15 protein-coding genes and 1 tRNA gene are annotated in these 15545 nt (G+C 39.7%); 5 read left to right on the top strand and 11 right to left on the bottom strand.

All coding sequences use genetic code 11. The features are described 5' to 3' along the window. Positions 1-34: 34 nt before the first annotated feature. Entirely contained in the window at positions 35-1450 is a 1416-nt protein-coding gene (locus tag AAEY55_RS10365; RefSeq protein WP_350551198.1) for a YjiH family protein, read from the bottom strand. A 65-nt stretch (positions 1451-1515) separates the two neighbouring features. Then, positions 1516-2574, bottom strand: a complete 1059-nt coding sequence (gene bamC, locus AAEY55_RS10360) for an outer membrane protein assembly factor BamC (RefSeq protein ID WP_350551195.1) — start codon at positions 2572-2574, stop codon at positions 1516-1518. Between the two features lie 353 nt (positions 2575-2927). On the opposite strand from bamC, the gene AAEY55_RS10355 reads away from it, so the two are divergent. Continuing rightward, positions 2928-3464 carry a glycine cleavage system protein R gene (locus AAEY55_RS10355; protein WP_011327809.1) on the top strand — a complete coding sequence of 179 codons (537 nt, stop codon included), beginning with the start codon at positions 2928-2930 and terminating at the stop codon, positions 3462-3464. 14 nt (positions 3465-3478) lie between these two features. Then, entirely contained in the window at positions 3479-3958 is a 480-nt protein-coding gene (gene bcp, locus AAEY55_RS10350) for a thioredoxin-dependent thiol peroxidase (protein ID WP_011327808.1), read from the top strand. Positions 3959-4209: 251 nt separating this feature from the next. Here bcp and AAEY55_RS10345 read toward each other — a convergent pair whose 3' ends face one another. The 4 genes from AAEY55_RS10345 to queE form a co-directional block, all read right to left on the bottom strand. Continuing rightward, positions 4210-4452 (bottom strand): DUF2789 domain-containing protein, encoded by a 243-nt coding sequence (locus AAEY55_RS10345; protein ID WP_011327807.1) that lies wholly within the window; start codon positions 4450-4452, stop codon positions 4210-4212. 103 nt (positions 4453-4555) lie between these two features. Then, positions 4556-5017, bottom strand: coding sequence for a flavodoxin family protein (locus tag AAEY55_RS10340; protein WP_089368007.1), 462 nt, complete (start codon positions 5015-5017; stop codon positions 4556-4558). 413 nt (positions 5018-5430) lie between these two features. Further along, positions 5431-6174 (bottom strand): class I SAM-dependent methyltransferase, encoded by a 744-nt coding sequence (locus tag AAEY55_RS10335; RefSeq protein WP_089368006.1) that lies wholly within the window; start codon positions 6172-6174, stop codon positions 5431-5433. Between the two features lie 194 nt (positions 6175-6368). After that, positions 6369-7034 (bottom strand): 7-carboxy-7-deazaguanine synthase QueE, encoded by a 666-nt coding sequence (gene queE, locus AAEY55_RS10330; RefSeq protein ID WP_350551191.1) that lies wholly within the window; start codon positions 7032-7034, stop codon positions 6369-6371. 146 nt (positions 7035-7180) lie between these two features. Between queE and queC the strand changes: the two genes are divergently transcribed. Beyond that, positions 7181-7837: a 7-cyano-7-deazaguanine synthase QueC gene (gene queC, locus AAEY55_RS10325; RefSeq protein WP_011327802.1), complete on the top strand. Its 657-nt coding sequence runs from the start codon at positions 7181-7183 to the stop codon at positions 7835-7837. A 47-nt stretch (positions 7838-7884) separates the two neighbouring features. Here queC and AAEY55_RS10320 read toward each other — a convergent pair whose 3' ends face one another. Beyond that, on the bottom strand, positions 7885-8334 hold the full coding sequence (locus AAEY55_RS10320) for an isoprenylcysteine carboxylmethyltransferase family protein (RefSeq protein ID WP_089368004.1): 450 nt from the start codon (positions 8332-8334) through the stop codon (positions 7885-7887). 185 nt (positions 8335-8519) lie between these two features. Between AAEY55_RS10320 and AAEY55_RS10315 the strand changes: the two genes are divergently transcribed. After that, positions 8520-8762 (top strand): hypothetical protein, encoded by a 243-nt coding sequence (locus AAEY55_RS10315; RefSeq protein WP_089368003.1) that lies wholly within the window; start codon positions 8520-8522, stop codon positions 8760-8762. Here the strand turns inward: AAEY55_RS10315 and AAEY55_RS10310 are convergent. From AAEY55_RS10310 to AAEY55_RS10295, 4 genes are all read right to left on the bottom strand, one after another. Continuing rightward, on the bottom strand, positions 8757-9803 hold the full coding sequence (locus AAEY55_RS10310) for a hypothetical protein (RefSeq protein ID WP_350551187.1): 1047 nt from the start codon (positions 9801-9803) through the stop codon (positions 8757-8759). The genes AAEY55_RS10315 and AAEY55_RS10310 overlap by 6 nt on opposite strands. 308 nt (positions 9804-10111) lie before the next feature. Further along, positions 10112-11050, bottom strand: coding sequence for a class I SAM-dependent methyltransferase (locus AAEY55_RS10305; protein WP_086998148.1), 939 nt, complete (start codon positions 11048-11050; stop codon positions 10112-10114). A 2-nt stretch (positions 11051-11052) separates the two neighbouring features. Continuing rightward, positions 11053-13047: an excinuclease ABC subunit UvrB gene (gene uvrB, locus AAEY55_RS10300; RefSeq protein ID WP_011327796.1), complete on the bottom strand. Its 1995-nt coding sequence runs from the start codon at positions 13045-13047 to the stop codon at positions 11053-11055. Further along, complete coding sequence (locus tag AAEY55_RS10295; protein ID WP_350551184.1) at positions 13044-14420, bottom strand: MATE family efflux transporter; 1377 nt, start codon at positions 14418-14420, stop codon at positions 13044-13046. Before AAEY55_RS10295 ends, uvrB begins: the two co-directional genes overlap by 4 nt. Positions 14421-15469: 1049 nt before the next feature. Here AAEY55_RS10295 and AAEY55_RS10290 point away from each other — a divergent pair. Next, positions 15470-15543 (top strand) — tRNA-Asn (locus AAEY55_RS10290). Positions 15544-15545 lie beyond the last annotated feature (2 nt).

The following is a 15545-nucleotide window of genomic DNA, read 5'->3' as shown; positions in this document are numbered from 1 at the left end:
TCAGGGCTTTTTACTGCTTAATCTTTATAACCAACTAACCAACTAACCAGTGCGCCATTAAGGCAATAACTGGTAAAGTGATTAAGGTTCTAAGAATAAAAATAATAAACAATTCAAAAATATTAACCGGTATTTTACTGCCTAGTAAAAGTGCACCCACTTCCGACATATAAATAAGTTGCGTTACACTCATTGCCGCAATAATAAAACGGGTTACGTCGCTCTCAATTGTGCCCGCTGCTAATATTGAAGGAATAAACATATCAGCAAAACCAACCATAATCGTTTGTGAAGCAAGCTCAGCTTCTGGTATTCGTAGCAGCTCTAAAAATGGAATAAACGGCATACCTAAATACTGAAAAACAGGGGTATATGTGGCAATAATTAACGCAAATGTACCTACCGCCATTACGACAGGTAATACAGCAAACACCATATCAAATGCATTGTGTAAGCCTTCTTTTAACGTGCCTTTAAACCCTGGCGATCTATGCGCTTTAGCTAACGCAACATCTAAAGAATGCCCAAACAAGGTTTTACCACTTGGTACAGACTCAGCATGCTCATCGCGTTTACTGCCATCTATAAAGCTATCTTTTTTGAAGCGTAACGGCGGTAAGCGCGGCACAATAATCGCAGCAACCACACCGGCTAAACACACAGTTAAATAAAACGGTGCAAAGTGACTCTCTAAGCCCACTTGTTCAATAACCACTAAGCTAAAGGTAATCGAAACTGCCGAAAACGTAGTACCAATTATGGCCGCTTCACGCTCAGTGTAATGTTTTTCTTCGTACTGACGCGCAGTCATTAAAATACCTACGCTGCCATCACCTAACCACGACGCCGCACAGTCAACAGCACTGCGCCCCGGCACACCAAATAACGGACGCATAAGTTTAGTAAACAAGGTGCCCACTAGCTCTAACAAACCAAAATTTAATAACAGCGGCAGTAATAACCCCGCTAAAACAAATACCGAAAACAAAATAGGCAATAAATCGTTTAAAACCAAGCCGCCCGTATCTGCCGAGGTAATAGCATTAAATACCGGTAATAAAAACGCAGGAAGCGCCGAGCTCACGTCTGCGCCGGTTTGACTAATAAAGGTCAAAACAATAAACAGCATACCCAGTAAGCGAATACCTAGCCAAAGCCAGTTAACATCAAATAAGTGTTTTAGTATAAAAGACTTTTTAATAAAGCTAGGCTTAACAACTTTAGCTAATAGCGAAAGCACACCCGTTACACAAATAATGAATGTAAGCAGCTCAATCATAACAGAGCTAATTCCCTCTTTAATTGCTTTAGCCATTAATGCAATGGGAATGGTCATACCATCAGCAATAGGGATTGGTGTCATAAATAAAAACAAACCAATTAGCGAAGGAACTAAAAAGGTAAGCCAAGTGCGCATATTATATTGCGACGAAGTGGGGAACTGAGACATATTTTTAACCTATAAAAACCACAAAAAGAGCAAAGTGCTCTTTTTGTGGTAAAAACTTATTATTATTAAATATTAATACCGCGCTGAATGAGTGCAGCCACTAATGCTTGCTGTAAACCATTCATAGTACCTGGCTCAAGCGTATCGCCTTGTTCATCCATCCAGGTCAGACTAGTGCCGCCTTGTTTGGTTTTACTTACTAATATTTGATATTGACCTTCATCAATAGGTAATTGGGTTACTTCGTCACCCCAAATAGAATCCCATACACTTGACTCTGGTTTTTTATAATCTGCCGTAATTAAGCCTGTATCTGGGTTAATTTCAACAATAGTGAACGACAAGCGCTCTAAAAACCCTGAAAAACGGTCAAATACAGTTTCATACGACTGCTCAGTTACAAGTGCTGCATTACCTTTGTTATCAAAGCCCATTTCTAAAGAAATAATACCTTGGCGTTTGCGCATATCAACTTCAAGTTGACGATAACGATAATCAAACTCGCTAATAACTTGGTTAAGTGCACGCACTTCTAACTGTTGCTTAAATAAATCACTTAAAGGCTCATCACCTTTAAAGTCAATAAGTTCAGCACTTAATGAAGCCGTACGCTGATGCGACTTTTCTTCAATTGTAAATTTAAAGCGTTCTAAATCAACACTTTCGTCGCTATTCCATAACCAGCTTTCTTCTGGCTTAATAATAGCGTACCAATCTGTTTCTATAATGCCTAGTAGCTTGTCTGCTTTAGTCGCTTGCGTGTTATTGTCGGCTAAAACCGCATTAATAGACTCCCAAATAAACTCATCTAGGTCATCAATACCATCGTTTTTATCAAAATAAACACGGGCGTTTTTATCTGTTTCTTCAACCCAACTACCCTTTGCTACTGTAAGTACTTGAGCAGGCGGACGGTAATTTGTAGCATCTGGATTATTACTATATTGGCCTACATCCATTTTATATGTTGGATCTTGAGCGGGTTGTGATAACGATGCAGGCACTTTTACTGCTTCATGAGCGCGATAATTACGCTCGTCATGTGCATCATTAGTAAATACACTACATCCTGATAAACTTACCAATACACTTACTGTTAGTGCTTTTGGGATCCAATACTGCACAGATATTTCTCCTTAGCATACCCTTTAATTGTTTTAACAAGTATATGAGTGGGTAATGCCGATTTGGTTCAGTGTAAAATCAATATTAACTTTACAGTTATAATTTGGTTGCCTGGTTGCTTAATACTCACCTCTGTTAACAAAAGTAAGCAACAAATAGACACATTTGGGCTATGGTACTTTCCCATGCTTGTAAAAACAAGAAACACTGTACTTTTAAACTGCTAAATTAGCAGCCTGTGTAGTTTAAACACGTTTTTGTGTTAAACTTCGCCGCCACGCAACTTTATGTGTTTACTTTTTGTGTTGCCAACTGCGCTGTTGTAATTCAAGTAACTTAGGTATTTAAACCCATGACTGCACACTCAAATCATCAAATTGTTTTAACAGCTATTGGCGAAGACAGGTCTGGCATAGTTAGTGAGTTAACTCAGCTAGTAAGCGATTGCCACTGTAATATAATAGATAGCCGCATTGCTATTTTAGGTAACGAATTTACATTTATCATGCTACTTAGCGGTGACATGTCGGCCATTAGCCGCATAGAACATACCCTGCCTACCAAAGCGATGGAACTGGGTTTGCTCACTATGATGAAGCGCACAGCAAGTCATAACCAAGGAGCGTTTCGCGCTGGTTACACACTAGAGTACACAGGCACCGACACACCCGGCACTTTGAGTAAAGTTACGCGCTTTTTTGCAGACAACAATATTATTATTTGCTCACTAAAGTCAGACACTTATGATGACGAAGAAGCAGTAATGAGAATGCGCTGTGAACTAGAGTTTAATATTCCTGTTGAAGTAGATGTAGACCAATTTAAAATTAGTTTTGAAAAACTTTCTCACCTTCTCAACGTAGACTATATATTTAGACGTATTCGTTAAATTAAGGAGCAAGCATGAACAAAATCAGCCCATTACAAGCCGGCGACAACGCCCCCGCTTTTAGCTTACAAAACCAAAACGACGAAACAATCACCTTAAGCGAGTTGTTAAAACAGCAACAAGTACTGGTTTATTTTTACCCTAGAGCGTCAACACCAGGCTGTACCGTACAAGCCGAAAACCTACGCGACCAGCAAGCAGAACTGGCAAAATTTAACACCCGCGTAGTAGGCATAAGCCCAGATCCAATTAAACGCCTTAAAAATTTCGAAACTAAAAAAGAACTTAACTTCGATTTACTCTCAGATGAAGATCACGCCATTGCAGATGCATTTGGAATTTGGGGCTACAAAAAATTTATGGGCAAAGAATACGACGGCATACACCGCCTGACGTTCTTAATCGGTCAAGACGGCAAAATTAAACACCTGTTCGATAAGTTTAAAACCAAAGATCACCATCAGGTAGTGTTGGATTATCTCGCAGCAGAATAAGTTAGCGGCAGAGTAAGTTACTCGCTGTTAGAAATTAGACATAAAAAAGCGTTGCTCAAGGGCAACGCTTTTTTGTGGGTGTTGATTAAATTATACTTTTCATCGAAAGGTAAACTCACAGCGACTATCAAACGCTCAATGATGATAATGTCTGAAGTCAAGATTTGACCCCTACGGCTCTTGGTTTTTGTTCTACATTCGCTACGCCCAAGATCGACATATCTATTATCTGATAATTACTGCAAATTTATTTACTCAGCGACGTTTGACAAAAGTAAATTTAAATCATCGATGACTTGAGTCCACATGCTGTTTTTATCCCATTCCTCTTGGAGAAACGTGCGTTGGCTATCATTCCAAATCTTAGATTCTTTTAATGATTCGCCTGCTGCTAATTGATTTTTTTCGATAAACTCATTAATGGCGTCATCCGAACTGTCTAATCCTAATTGCGCAAACAAGTTATTCATCGTATATTCTGATTCTGCTAACATTTTGTTTCTCCTACAATTATTTTAATTTAAACCTTAGCATATTGGCCCGGGTAAGTATACTCAGCCTGGGTAGAGCACGCGGCTTACCCTGTGTTTTGGTTCGTTAATAAATCCCCACATCAAGCCCAGCTGCTATGGTCATACCTAACGCTTCGCATTGCTCAAGAAACGCTGGTTGCCAGTCGCCACGACACACTAATGGTGGATGAGCCCAGTGCCAACGCAAGCCACTACAAATTGATTCAACTGCTCGGCAAGTACCAGTACCATCGTTACCAGCACGAACAAATAATGCACAAGGCAAACCCTGTTTTACATCTAGGCAAGGGTAATAACAACGGTCAAAAAAATCTTTCAATGCGCCACTCATATAACCGAGGTTTTCCGTCGTGCCCATAATTATCGCATCGCAAGCTAATACATCTTCAGGTGTGGCGTTTAATGGTGATACCCAGCGTGCTTGTACTTGCTCAATTTCTGGATGCTGTGCCCCTGTCAAAACAGCATTAACCATTAACTGGGTATTTTTAGAGGGCGCATGGGCAACAATTAACAGTGTTTTCATAGTTTTCCTGCTTTTGTGTTTTAGCGGCAACTGTTTTTCGCCAGCTGTGTTACTGCCGGTAGAGTAGAATTTTTATACTATAAGATAAAGCCATTGATAAGTTAATACTATGTCATTAGATAAAATACCGGCGCAAATTGCCACTGCTCGGCAAGGGCCATGTGAAAAAATGCCGCCTGTGGAGACAAAGAGACAAAGGGGTCAAATCTTGACTTCAGACATCACGATTAATTAACGACTGATCTCCAGTCGTACGACAACGCTAAATGCTGATAATAATTGGCAAGATATTTTGCTGTGTCGGATGGCGCTTCGCTTATCCGACCTACGTTTTCAAATATATAATGCGGGTTTATTAGGGGGTGGGTATTCGTTGGGTTTCGCTACGCTCTACCCAACCTACGTCGTTTGTCTTAAATTTTTACGCAAGCAAAAATAGCATTGCCCGAATTACCATTCCACGGGGTTATTTGCTCATAGTTATGCTCAAATATATGGATTTCGAAATAAGGCTGCAAAACTGCTTTTAGCTCGGTGAAGCTAAGCGCCACCATGGGGTGTTCATCATTCCAGATGAATGTTTCATCGCTTGTGGTTTTTTCAATACGCAGTTTTAGCGACTGTTTTTCGCCCGTGCCACTGTAATGCCAGCCAGAGCTGAAGGTAAATAAACTATTTTCACTAGTTGCTGTATGTTTTACAAATGAATCGTTATTTATAGTATTTTTATCAACTGCGTTAAAACACAACATGCCACCGGCTTTTAGTGCGTTATGTACGCTGATGATACATGCTTTTAATTTTTCAATGCCATCACAGTAGTGAATTGAATACAAAAAACAGGTAATTAAATTTTGCTGCTGCGCTACGGTAAACTCGCTCATATTTTGCAATGTAAATTGTGCTTCTGGGCAGCGAATAGCGGCTCTATCTAGCATAGGTTGATTAATGTCGAGGCCACTGCTTGTATAGCCAAAATTAATAAAATGCCGTACATGCGGGCCTGTGCCACACGCTAAATCTAGGTGTGTATTTGCGCCATTACCAAAAATTTGGTGTAACCGTTTAATAAAATGGCTTTGAGCTTGATAATCTATATCAGCGCACATTAAGTCATAGTAACCAGAGAGATCTGTGTATAAAGCATTTGCGGACATATTGGCCTAGTTATTAAAGGGTAAGTAATTTGGGTGGCGCATAGTAAACTAGTTATTAGTATTAGCGAAGTAAGCTTTAGGGTAGATGTAATTAAGGGTGTCGGATGGCGCTTCGCTTATCCGACCTACGTAATATAAATTAACGCCGAGCTGGTATTAGCTCAAAGCTAATCACTTAAAACCCGGCTTAATTATTAGTTAATCCCTAAATACTTATGCACTTGAATTGATAAGCGCCAGTTTTTAGCAATACAGGTTTTAATAGCCAGTTTAGTTGCTGACTCTTTTTGGCTAATAGGCTGTAAATAAACCAATTTAGGGTTAACACCCGTTTTAACAAACAGCTCTTCTAGCTCCTCTACATGCTTTTGCATGGCAACGGGGTGTTTAATTTCGTTGGCGCGCTGCATGGCGGTTGTAAGTACCTCAAAACCGCCGCGCATATTAATTTTTGGCGATACAGTAACCCAAGTTTGCGCTGGGGCAAGTATTTCAAAGGTGCCGCTGGTTTCTATTTGCGTACTGAAGCCGTTTTCGTGCAATAAATTACACACTGGGTTTAAGTCGTACATGCAAGGCTCGCCACCTGTGATCACCACATGCTTTGCGGTATAACCACGTGATTGAAATAACGCTAATATGTTTGCTGCGCTGGCTTGTGCCCAATGATCTGAATCGGCTTTTTTTTCTACTGTTTCGTCAAGCGACACTTTGTACGCATTATCAACATCCCATGTTTGTTTTGTATCGCACCAAGAGCACCCTACTGGGCAACCTTGCAAACGCAAAAATATAGACGGTGTACCAGTATAACTAGCTTCACCTTGGATGGTTTCAAACACTTCATTTATTTTGTACAAAAGAGAACTCACTTACGATCAAGCAGCAAAATTGCTACCATTAAGGACTAAATAGCGCAGCGCAAAAATTGTTATTTATGCCGTGGGCATGTAGTATATCGTGCCCTGATATAAACCTCTATTAAAACTAAAGAGCAAAACCAGATATGACGCAAAAAGTAGTAGTTATTTATTCCGGCGGTATGGATTCATTTACCGTATTAAATAAGGCCCTGCAACAAGGACATGATGTTTATGCCTTATCGTTTGACTATGGTCAGCGTCATGTAAAAGAACTTAAGGTGGCAGCCCAGGTATGTAAGCAATTAAATGTGCCACACAAAATTGTTGATATTTCGGCTATTAATCAAATTATTGGCGGCTCATCTTTAACTGATGATATTGACGTGCCAGAAGGCCATTACGAAGAAGACAGCATGAAAAGCACAATAGTGCCAAACCGTAATATGATTTTACTGTCTTTAGCGGTAGGTTATGCAGTGTCGCTTAAAGCGAGCCAGGTTTATTATGGTGCCCACTCTGGGGATCATGCGATTTACCCTGATTGTCGTCCTGAATTTGTGCAAAAAATGGATGATGTGTGCCGCATTGCCAACTACGATGCCGTAGAAATTTTTAGCCCGTATTTAAACAATACAAAAATTGATATTTTAACCGATGGTATTGCAATGGGCTTAGATTACAGCCAAACATGGACCTGTTATAACGGCCGTGAAAAAGCCTGTGGTAAATGTGGAGCATGCCAAGAGCGCTTAGAAGCATTTGAGGTCAATAACTTAACCGACCCGCTAGAATACGAATAAACAATTTATTAAGGCTATCATCGATAGCCTTTTTTATGGGTGCTTGTTTATAGCCAGCGTTTTACTTTGTTTTTGTATTGGATGTAATCCTCACCAAAGAGCTGAGTAAGCGCCCGCTCTTCAGGAATAATTTGAAACAGTGTTAAGTAGGCAATAAAACCCGCCACACACAAAAGTGCCCATAACGAGCTTAACCAAATACCCCACCCTAGTAGTATAAATACAAAACCCACATACATAGGGTTACGAGAAAACCTATAAACGCCACTGGTAACTAAACTTGTCGCTTGCTCTGGTTTACTTGGGTTTACTGTGGTGTTAGCCAAACGAAAACTAACCAATCCGGCAATACAAAATACGCAGCCTATAGTTACTAAACTCACCGTTAAATATAAAATAAAGGCACTAAAATCAATCACACTATAATGTGCAATTAAGGCCATTATTAATGCAAAAAAAAGCACAACAACAAGTGGAGGAATTTTATTATTTAACATAGCAGCTCACTTAATTAGTTAATAAAAGGGGCAAACTCTTTGCTTAATCATTACACAATATAGCCAATGTATAAACTACCAGCACACCGGCAATCAACATTTAGAAAAATAAAGTTACAATTAGGCGCTTTATCGTAAATGTATTACGGTTATACTTTAACCAAAGTAATTAACAGGAAGCGGTTATGTCGGGCACTACCATGATTGTATTAATTGTACTTATATCTGTTGGCTCTGGAGTTATATACGATATGTACAAAAAACATTTAGAATTTAAACACCGTATGCAAAATAATAATAGCGATGCTAATAAGCACCTTGCTGAAGTAAATGCGCAAGTTCAAGCATTAAAAGAGCGTGTGCAAACCCTTGAAACCATAGTTACCGATTCAAGCTTTGACGTAAAACAAGAAATAAATAAACTATAAATAATTTTCATATAAATGGGCGTTTTCTGGCTGCTCAATACCGTGGGCAGCTAAAAAACCACCAATAACCTGACCACAGCCCTGTGGTGCTCGGGTGCTGTCTATTTCAAAGTTTAATTGATTAGCGTGCTGCTTGCCCATAGAGCACAAGCCTAGCGCGTCTGGCGAACGTATAGCTACACTTAACTCCCCTATTTGCTCGGCCATTACCTGTTTGCTAAAGCGTGCAAAATTTTTATATTTAAAGTGCTCGCTTACATACTCGTTACTAATGGCTACAAGCGCTGTAATAAAGCCATGTAAAAAGCTATTTGCCGATGTATCGGTTGTTAAAAATGCCATGGTTTTATTATTAAACTCATTTAATTGGCAATCACTACAATTAAGCTCAAGCGTATATAAGTGCTGCTTACTGGTTATTACTTGATGGTTTTTAATCACTATGCTCATACCGGCAAATATCAGCCGTTTAGCTATCGATTGAGCGCTCGCTTGATCAGTGCTATTACTTACCAACTCAGGGTTTTGCGCCATTAATGACAAGTCGTGATGGTTATTAAATGGCGTACTTGTTGCCCCTTTATGCGTTAATTGCAGCAGCTCTCGCACTTCGTGCTCTCGTGCTATTTTAAGTGCTAAAAACGCAGTTTGAATAAGCTCTGAGGTTGGTAGGTTTTTTTCTACTAGCCAGCGCCTGCCAAATAATAATTTTTTTGCGCGAGTGTGATTTTTGTTAGCTGCGCTATTTTTCTCGCAGTTTGAATTATTTGAATAGTTGTCTGGGCTAAGCACTGCCACTTGTAAGTAAAGCTGTTCATTTTGCTGGGCAGCAACCACTCTAAAGTGCGCCGAAAAGTCGATATTTTCAAGCACTGTATTAACACTTTCAAGTGTGTGTTGGTAGCGTAAAAAATGCTGTGGAACAACCCAATTATTATTCTTTAATTGCACCAAAGGGGCATACGAAATTGGCTGCTCGTAACTGTATTGCCATTTTTTATTATTGACGAGAGGTATACGGTGGCTGTTTTTATTTGGCATAAATTAGTTCGCACATGGCAATATATTGTCTGTAGCTATTTACGTTATTAGCGGCAATATTAGATCACATTTATGTGCAATTCTAAGTGGCTAATATTTAATTAATTAAGCTCTGCGTTTGTGATGATCGGGTGCAGGAATGCCTGTCGTAAAAATAAAATTACCCATTACCCTCATAAACACTACTTTAGGTAAATAGTGCCTTAGTAATAAAAATGGCGCATGTATTATAACATTGCGCCACGGCTCATTTTTTACTGGTAACTAATAACTAAAAACTGGTTATTAATTAAGAGTCATAATTTAAATTAGGCTACTGTTTGCGATGTTTTATAAACAAGCGCTTTTAAGCTTCTGTCACGATCTACTTCAATAAAACGCTCTGTAGCAGCTAACCGTTCAACAAACTCAATAGCGCCCTCTGTGTGCTCTGTAATTAAGGCTTTAAAAGCCTCTTCACTAAGCTCTGGGCTGTTAGCGCAAAGTAATAGCTGGGTTGTATCGCTTAATAGCTCAGGTAATCTGCGCAGTACTTTTTGATAGTCTTTCGTTAAAATAAAGCTGCCTTTTTGAAAGCTTGGCGGATCAACAATAATGAGAGCAAACGGCGCTGCTTTTTTTAATTTACCAAACGACTTTAAAATATCATGCGGTAAAAAGCTCACCCCTTTATTAAAGCCATTGAGCTGATGATTTTGTTTACCCACCCTAAGCACGCCTTTGCTCATATCCATGTTCATTACATGATCGGCTCCGCCTTGCATTGCCGCCAGCGAAAACCCACAGGTATACGAAAATAAGTTAAGTACTTTTGCCTGTTTACTGTTTGCTTGCACAAACTCACGGCCGCTGCGCATATCAGGAAATATTCCAGTATTTTGGCGGCTGGTTAAATCAACTAAAAAGCCAATACCGTTTTCTTTTACCACATGTTGGCTAGGCAATTGCCCATAAACCAGAGTATTTTGGCTTTGTACACCCGCGCGCTGCTGATACACAAGCGCAGTAATAAGCTCAGGGTGATGTTGCTGCGCCCATTGCCACAGCACACTGGTTAGTTCGCTCAGCGTTGGCTCATCTATTTCATCATAAGACACTAAAAACAAACTAGGTGGGTAAAAGTCTAAGTTAATATGGCTTAGCGCTTCTACGCTATGGCCGCGGCCATGAAACACGCGGCACAGCTCATTTTTTAATAAAGGGGCATCGGCTAATGCGTCAATAAGTGGAGTAAAATTAGGGGTCATAGTTAATTTATCAACTGTTGTTGGAGTTCGTGTATTTCATCACGCACTGAGGCTGCTTTTTCAAATTCTAGATCACTGGCGTAAGCGTGCATTTTACTGTCGAGTTGCTTAATTTGCACTGTGATTTCTTTAGCACTAAGGACTTTTTTAGACTCTTTACGAATGAGTCTAAGGTTATCTTTTGGCCCTGCTTCTTCGCCTACGTCCATCGAATCTAGAATCTTTTTGGCTAACGAATGTGGTTCAATACCGTGTTCAATATTATAAGCATGCTGAATTTCGCGCCTACGTGCGGTTTCGTCCATCGCCTTAGCCATCGATTTTGTAATTCGGTCACCGTATAAAATTGCGCGCCCTTCTAAATGACGTGCGGCGCGGCCTACGGTTTGAATAATAGAGCGCGCTGAGCGTAAAAAGCCTTCTTTATCGGCATCAAGAATTGCCACCAGTGCTACTTCTGGCATATCGAGGCCTTCACGCAGTAAGTTAATGCCTACTAACACATCAAATACTCCAGCGCGTAAATCGCGAATAATTTCGACTCGCTCTACGGTATCTATATCTGAGTGAAGGTAGCGCACTTTTACATTGTGCTCACTTAAGTAGTCGGTTAAATCCTCCGACATACGTTTGGTTAGCGTGGTAACCAGTACCCGCTCACCTTTCTCAACACTTTTATAAATTTCTGAAAGCAAGTCGTCAACCTGGTCCCCCACTGGGCGCACTTCAATAAGTGGATCAAGCAGTCCTGTTGGTCGAATTACTTGCTCTGCAATTGCGCCTACGCAGCGATCTAATTCAAAATCGCCTGGGGTTGCCGATACATAAATTGTTTGTGGCGAAATAGCTTCAAATTCTTCAAAGCGCAGTGGGCGGTTATCCATAGCCGATGGCATTCTAAAACCATATTCAACCAGGTTTTCTTTGCGGCTTCTGTCGCCTTTGTACATCGCGCCAATTTGCGACACTGTTACATGCGATTCATCAATAATCATTAATGCATCGTCGGGTAAATAGTCAAGTAAAGTTGGCGGCGGATCGCCCGGTGTACGCCCCGATAAGTAACGGCTGTAGTTTTCTATGCCTGAGCAATAACCAAGCTCGCGCATCATTTCAATGTCGTACTGCGTACGCTGTGTTACGCGCTGCTCTTCTACCAATTTATTGGCACTTAATAGCTGTGCTCGGCGATCTTTTAGCTCTTCTTGTATTTTTTCGATAGCACCAAGAATTTTTTCACGCGGGGTTACATAGTGTGTTTTAGGGTAAATAGTGGTGCGCACTATGTGTTTTTCAATTGCGCCTGTGAGGGGGTCAAAAATACTTAAGCGTTCTATTTCGTCATCAAACATTTCTACACGTATCGCAAATGTGCTTGATTCTGCAGGAAATATATCAACCACTTCGCCACGTACTCGGTACGTGCCGCGGCTAAAGTCTACATCATTACGGGTATATTGTATTTCGGCTAAGCGGCGTAGCATATCGCGCTGATCCACTTTTTCGCCCACTTTTAAAAGTAGCATCATTTTCATGTATGATTTTGGATCGCCCAAACCATAAATGGCCGACACTGAGGCTACAATTATAGTATCGCGGCGCTCAAGCAGTGCCTTTGTAGCACTTAAGCGCATTTGCTCAATGTGTTCGTTAATAGATGCGTCTTTTTCTATAAACGTATCACTAGAAACCACATAGGCTTCTGGCTGGTAATAATCGTAATAAGAAACAAAATATTCAACTGCGTTTTTAGGAAAAAACTCTTTCATTTCCCCGTAAAGTTGCGCGGCTAAGGTTTTGTTATGTGCCATTATTATCGTTGGACGGTTTAAGTCGTTAATAATGTTAGCCATGGTAAAGGTTTTACCTGTGCCGGTAGCACCTAGCAAGGTTTGATGAGCAAGCCCGGCCTCAAGTCCTTCGCATAACTGCGCAATCGCGGTGGGCTGATCTCCCGCAGGCTTAAAGTGTGACTTTAGTTGAAAATGATCGCTCAATGACTGCACTCCTGTAACGATTGGTTACTTAATGTTTCAAGCTCTTTCATAAACCATTTATAGGCCACCAAAGCGGTAAACAAGTTACCCACAGCAGCGCCAATAAATAACCCCAATAAGCCAGCAAGTTCGTTGCCTATATACGCAAAGGGTAAATAAAAAATAAATAAACGAATAATACTTAAAAACAATGCGTTCATCGGTTTATGTAAAGCATTAAACGATGAGTTTGATAATATGATCACCCCTTGCAAGCCGTAACTTAATGGAATGGTATAAATAAATAGTTTTATAACATCAATAACGGCTTGTTCTTTGCCAAATAACTGGCTTAACACGCCTGCACTAGCAATTAGTAATATATAAATAATAAACTGCCAAGCCATTACAAATTTTAAGGTGCCGGTGTAGGCGTCTTTCACTCTTGATAATTTACTAGCACCAAAGTTTTGGCTTATAAATGGCGGTAATGTCATCGAAAGCGCCAATACTAACAAGCTGGCAATAGATTCTATTTTACTCCCTACCCCAAATGCAGCAACCGCTTCGGGTCCATGGTGAGCCACTAATGCGGTCATTACTGCCATTGCAACTGGTGTAAGCATATTTGCCCCTGCCGCAGGCAAACCAATTTTTAATATTTTACTAATAGAGCCAATAACCGTTTGTTTACCTGCTTTTAAACTCAATAAACGTTTTTTTAGTAATATATATAAAATAACCACTACCGCTACTGACCAGGCAATAACACTGGAAATAGCAGCGCCTTCAATACCTAATGCCGGAATAGGTCCAAAGCCAAAAATAAGTATAGGATCGCAAATGGCATTTATTAGCCCTGCCCCGCCCATCACAAAGCTAGGCGTTTTGGTGTCGCCGCTGGCACGTAATACCGAGTTGCCAATCATAGGTGTTATTAAACACACGCTGCCTAAAAACCATACATTCATATACTGATGTATTAGCGGTAATACGTTTTCACCAGCCCCTAGTAAAGTAAATATGGGGTCAATAAACACATAACCAAAAAAAGATAATATAAGTACCAAAATCACAGCCACCAATAAAGAAATACTGGCATCAAAACGCGCTTCATTTACTTTGTGGCTGCCCAAGGCTTTTGCAATAACCGCAGAAGTGCCTATGCCCAAACCAATGGCTAAGCTTATTACCATAAAAGTAACCGGAAATGTAAAGCTCACGGCTGCTAATGGCTCTGTTCCTAATAAGCTAATAAAAAACGTATCAACAATGTTAAACATCATCAACGACACCAGGCCAAATATCATTGGAATGGTCATTTTTTTTAATGTTGGCGAGATAGGATCATTGAGTAAATCAGGGCGAGTATGTTTTTCTGAAATTACGCGCATAGAATAAGTTGGCCTCTTTTTACTGAGCTAAACATTTTAAAGCATCTGGGCAATTCAAGCCATGCTTTATTGAGTATAGAGGGCTAAATACCTAACTAAGGAGTAAAGCTTTGTTTTCAAGCCTTAGCGTATAAATTCACCTTGAGAGCGCCAAAAAACAAATATAGATCATTTAAATTACTTTTATAACATTTAACGCTTCATAAATGGTGCATTATCACACAACATATTTTTTTACTTTATCGTCACGAAAAGTTTTACTTATCGTTAGAGTCGCTTTCAGCATCAATTCGTAACACACTGTTTTTTAATGATTTAAAAAAACATTCTTAAAGACTTGAAATCGTTGCAGCCCCCTAAAATACTGGGGGTACTGAAGTTCATAAAGTTTAATAAACAGAGTTATCCACAGAAACCGTGGATAACTCATTCAAAGCCGCATTTATAAAGGGGTTACAGCGGATCAAATAAAATGCCGTATTAAACTTATCCACGTTACCAATATGAAAACTTTCTTGGGCTTTAATGTAAAGCTTGCTGTTAGCTGCAATCACCACCTTATTGAGCAACCTAAAGGTGTAAATAAAATTATTTAAGCTATTGATTGTGTTGTTTTTGTACAAACCTTTGCGATTGGCTAATTATTAACTAATAAGTAATTAAATAAAGATATTTTTAGTTTTTGCCGTATTCGTTTTTTATGGAATTTAAGTATTAAATCGATTTTAAGCGTTAAATTTTAAAAACCACTCTGCCTGTGTAAGCTCTTTACGGTAATGTTTTTGTAATATTGAGCGCTATTTTTAGGTGTAATGGCTGTTTTTTATATTTTAAATTAAGTAAATACGCCCTTTAATTTAATAATTTTTAAAAACAAAAGTACTTTTTCATAAAAATGACGCGCTTTAATTTTGGCATTTGTGCTATAAAACGTGCAGATCGAACACAAAAACAACGAATAGAGTTCTTTTTTGTATTTATGATCTTTTATGTGTTGACACTTTGCGGCTGGATCATTAATATTTCGCCCCGTTGAAAGGCAAGACGCTTCCCCCTTAGCTCAGTTGGTTAGAGCGACGGACTGTTAATCCGCAGGTCCCCCGTTCGAGTCGGGGAGGGGGAGCC

It is taken from the genome of Pseudoalteromonas sp. 120-MNA-CIBAN-0494, from assembly GCF_040308885.1.
GTDB classification, from domain to species: Bacteria; Pseudomonadota; Gammaproteobacteria; order Enterobacterales; family Alteromonadaceae; genus Pseudoalteromonas; species Pseudoalteromonas nigrifaciens.
Note: the sequence above shows the minus strand (reverse complement) of the source record. Positions and strands in the feature narration are given on the sequence as shown.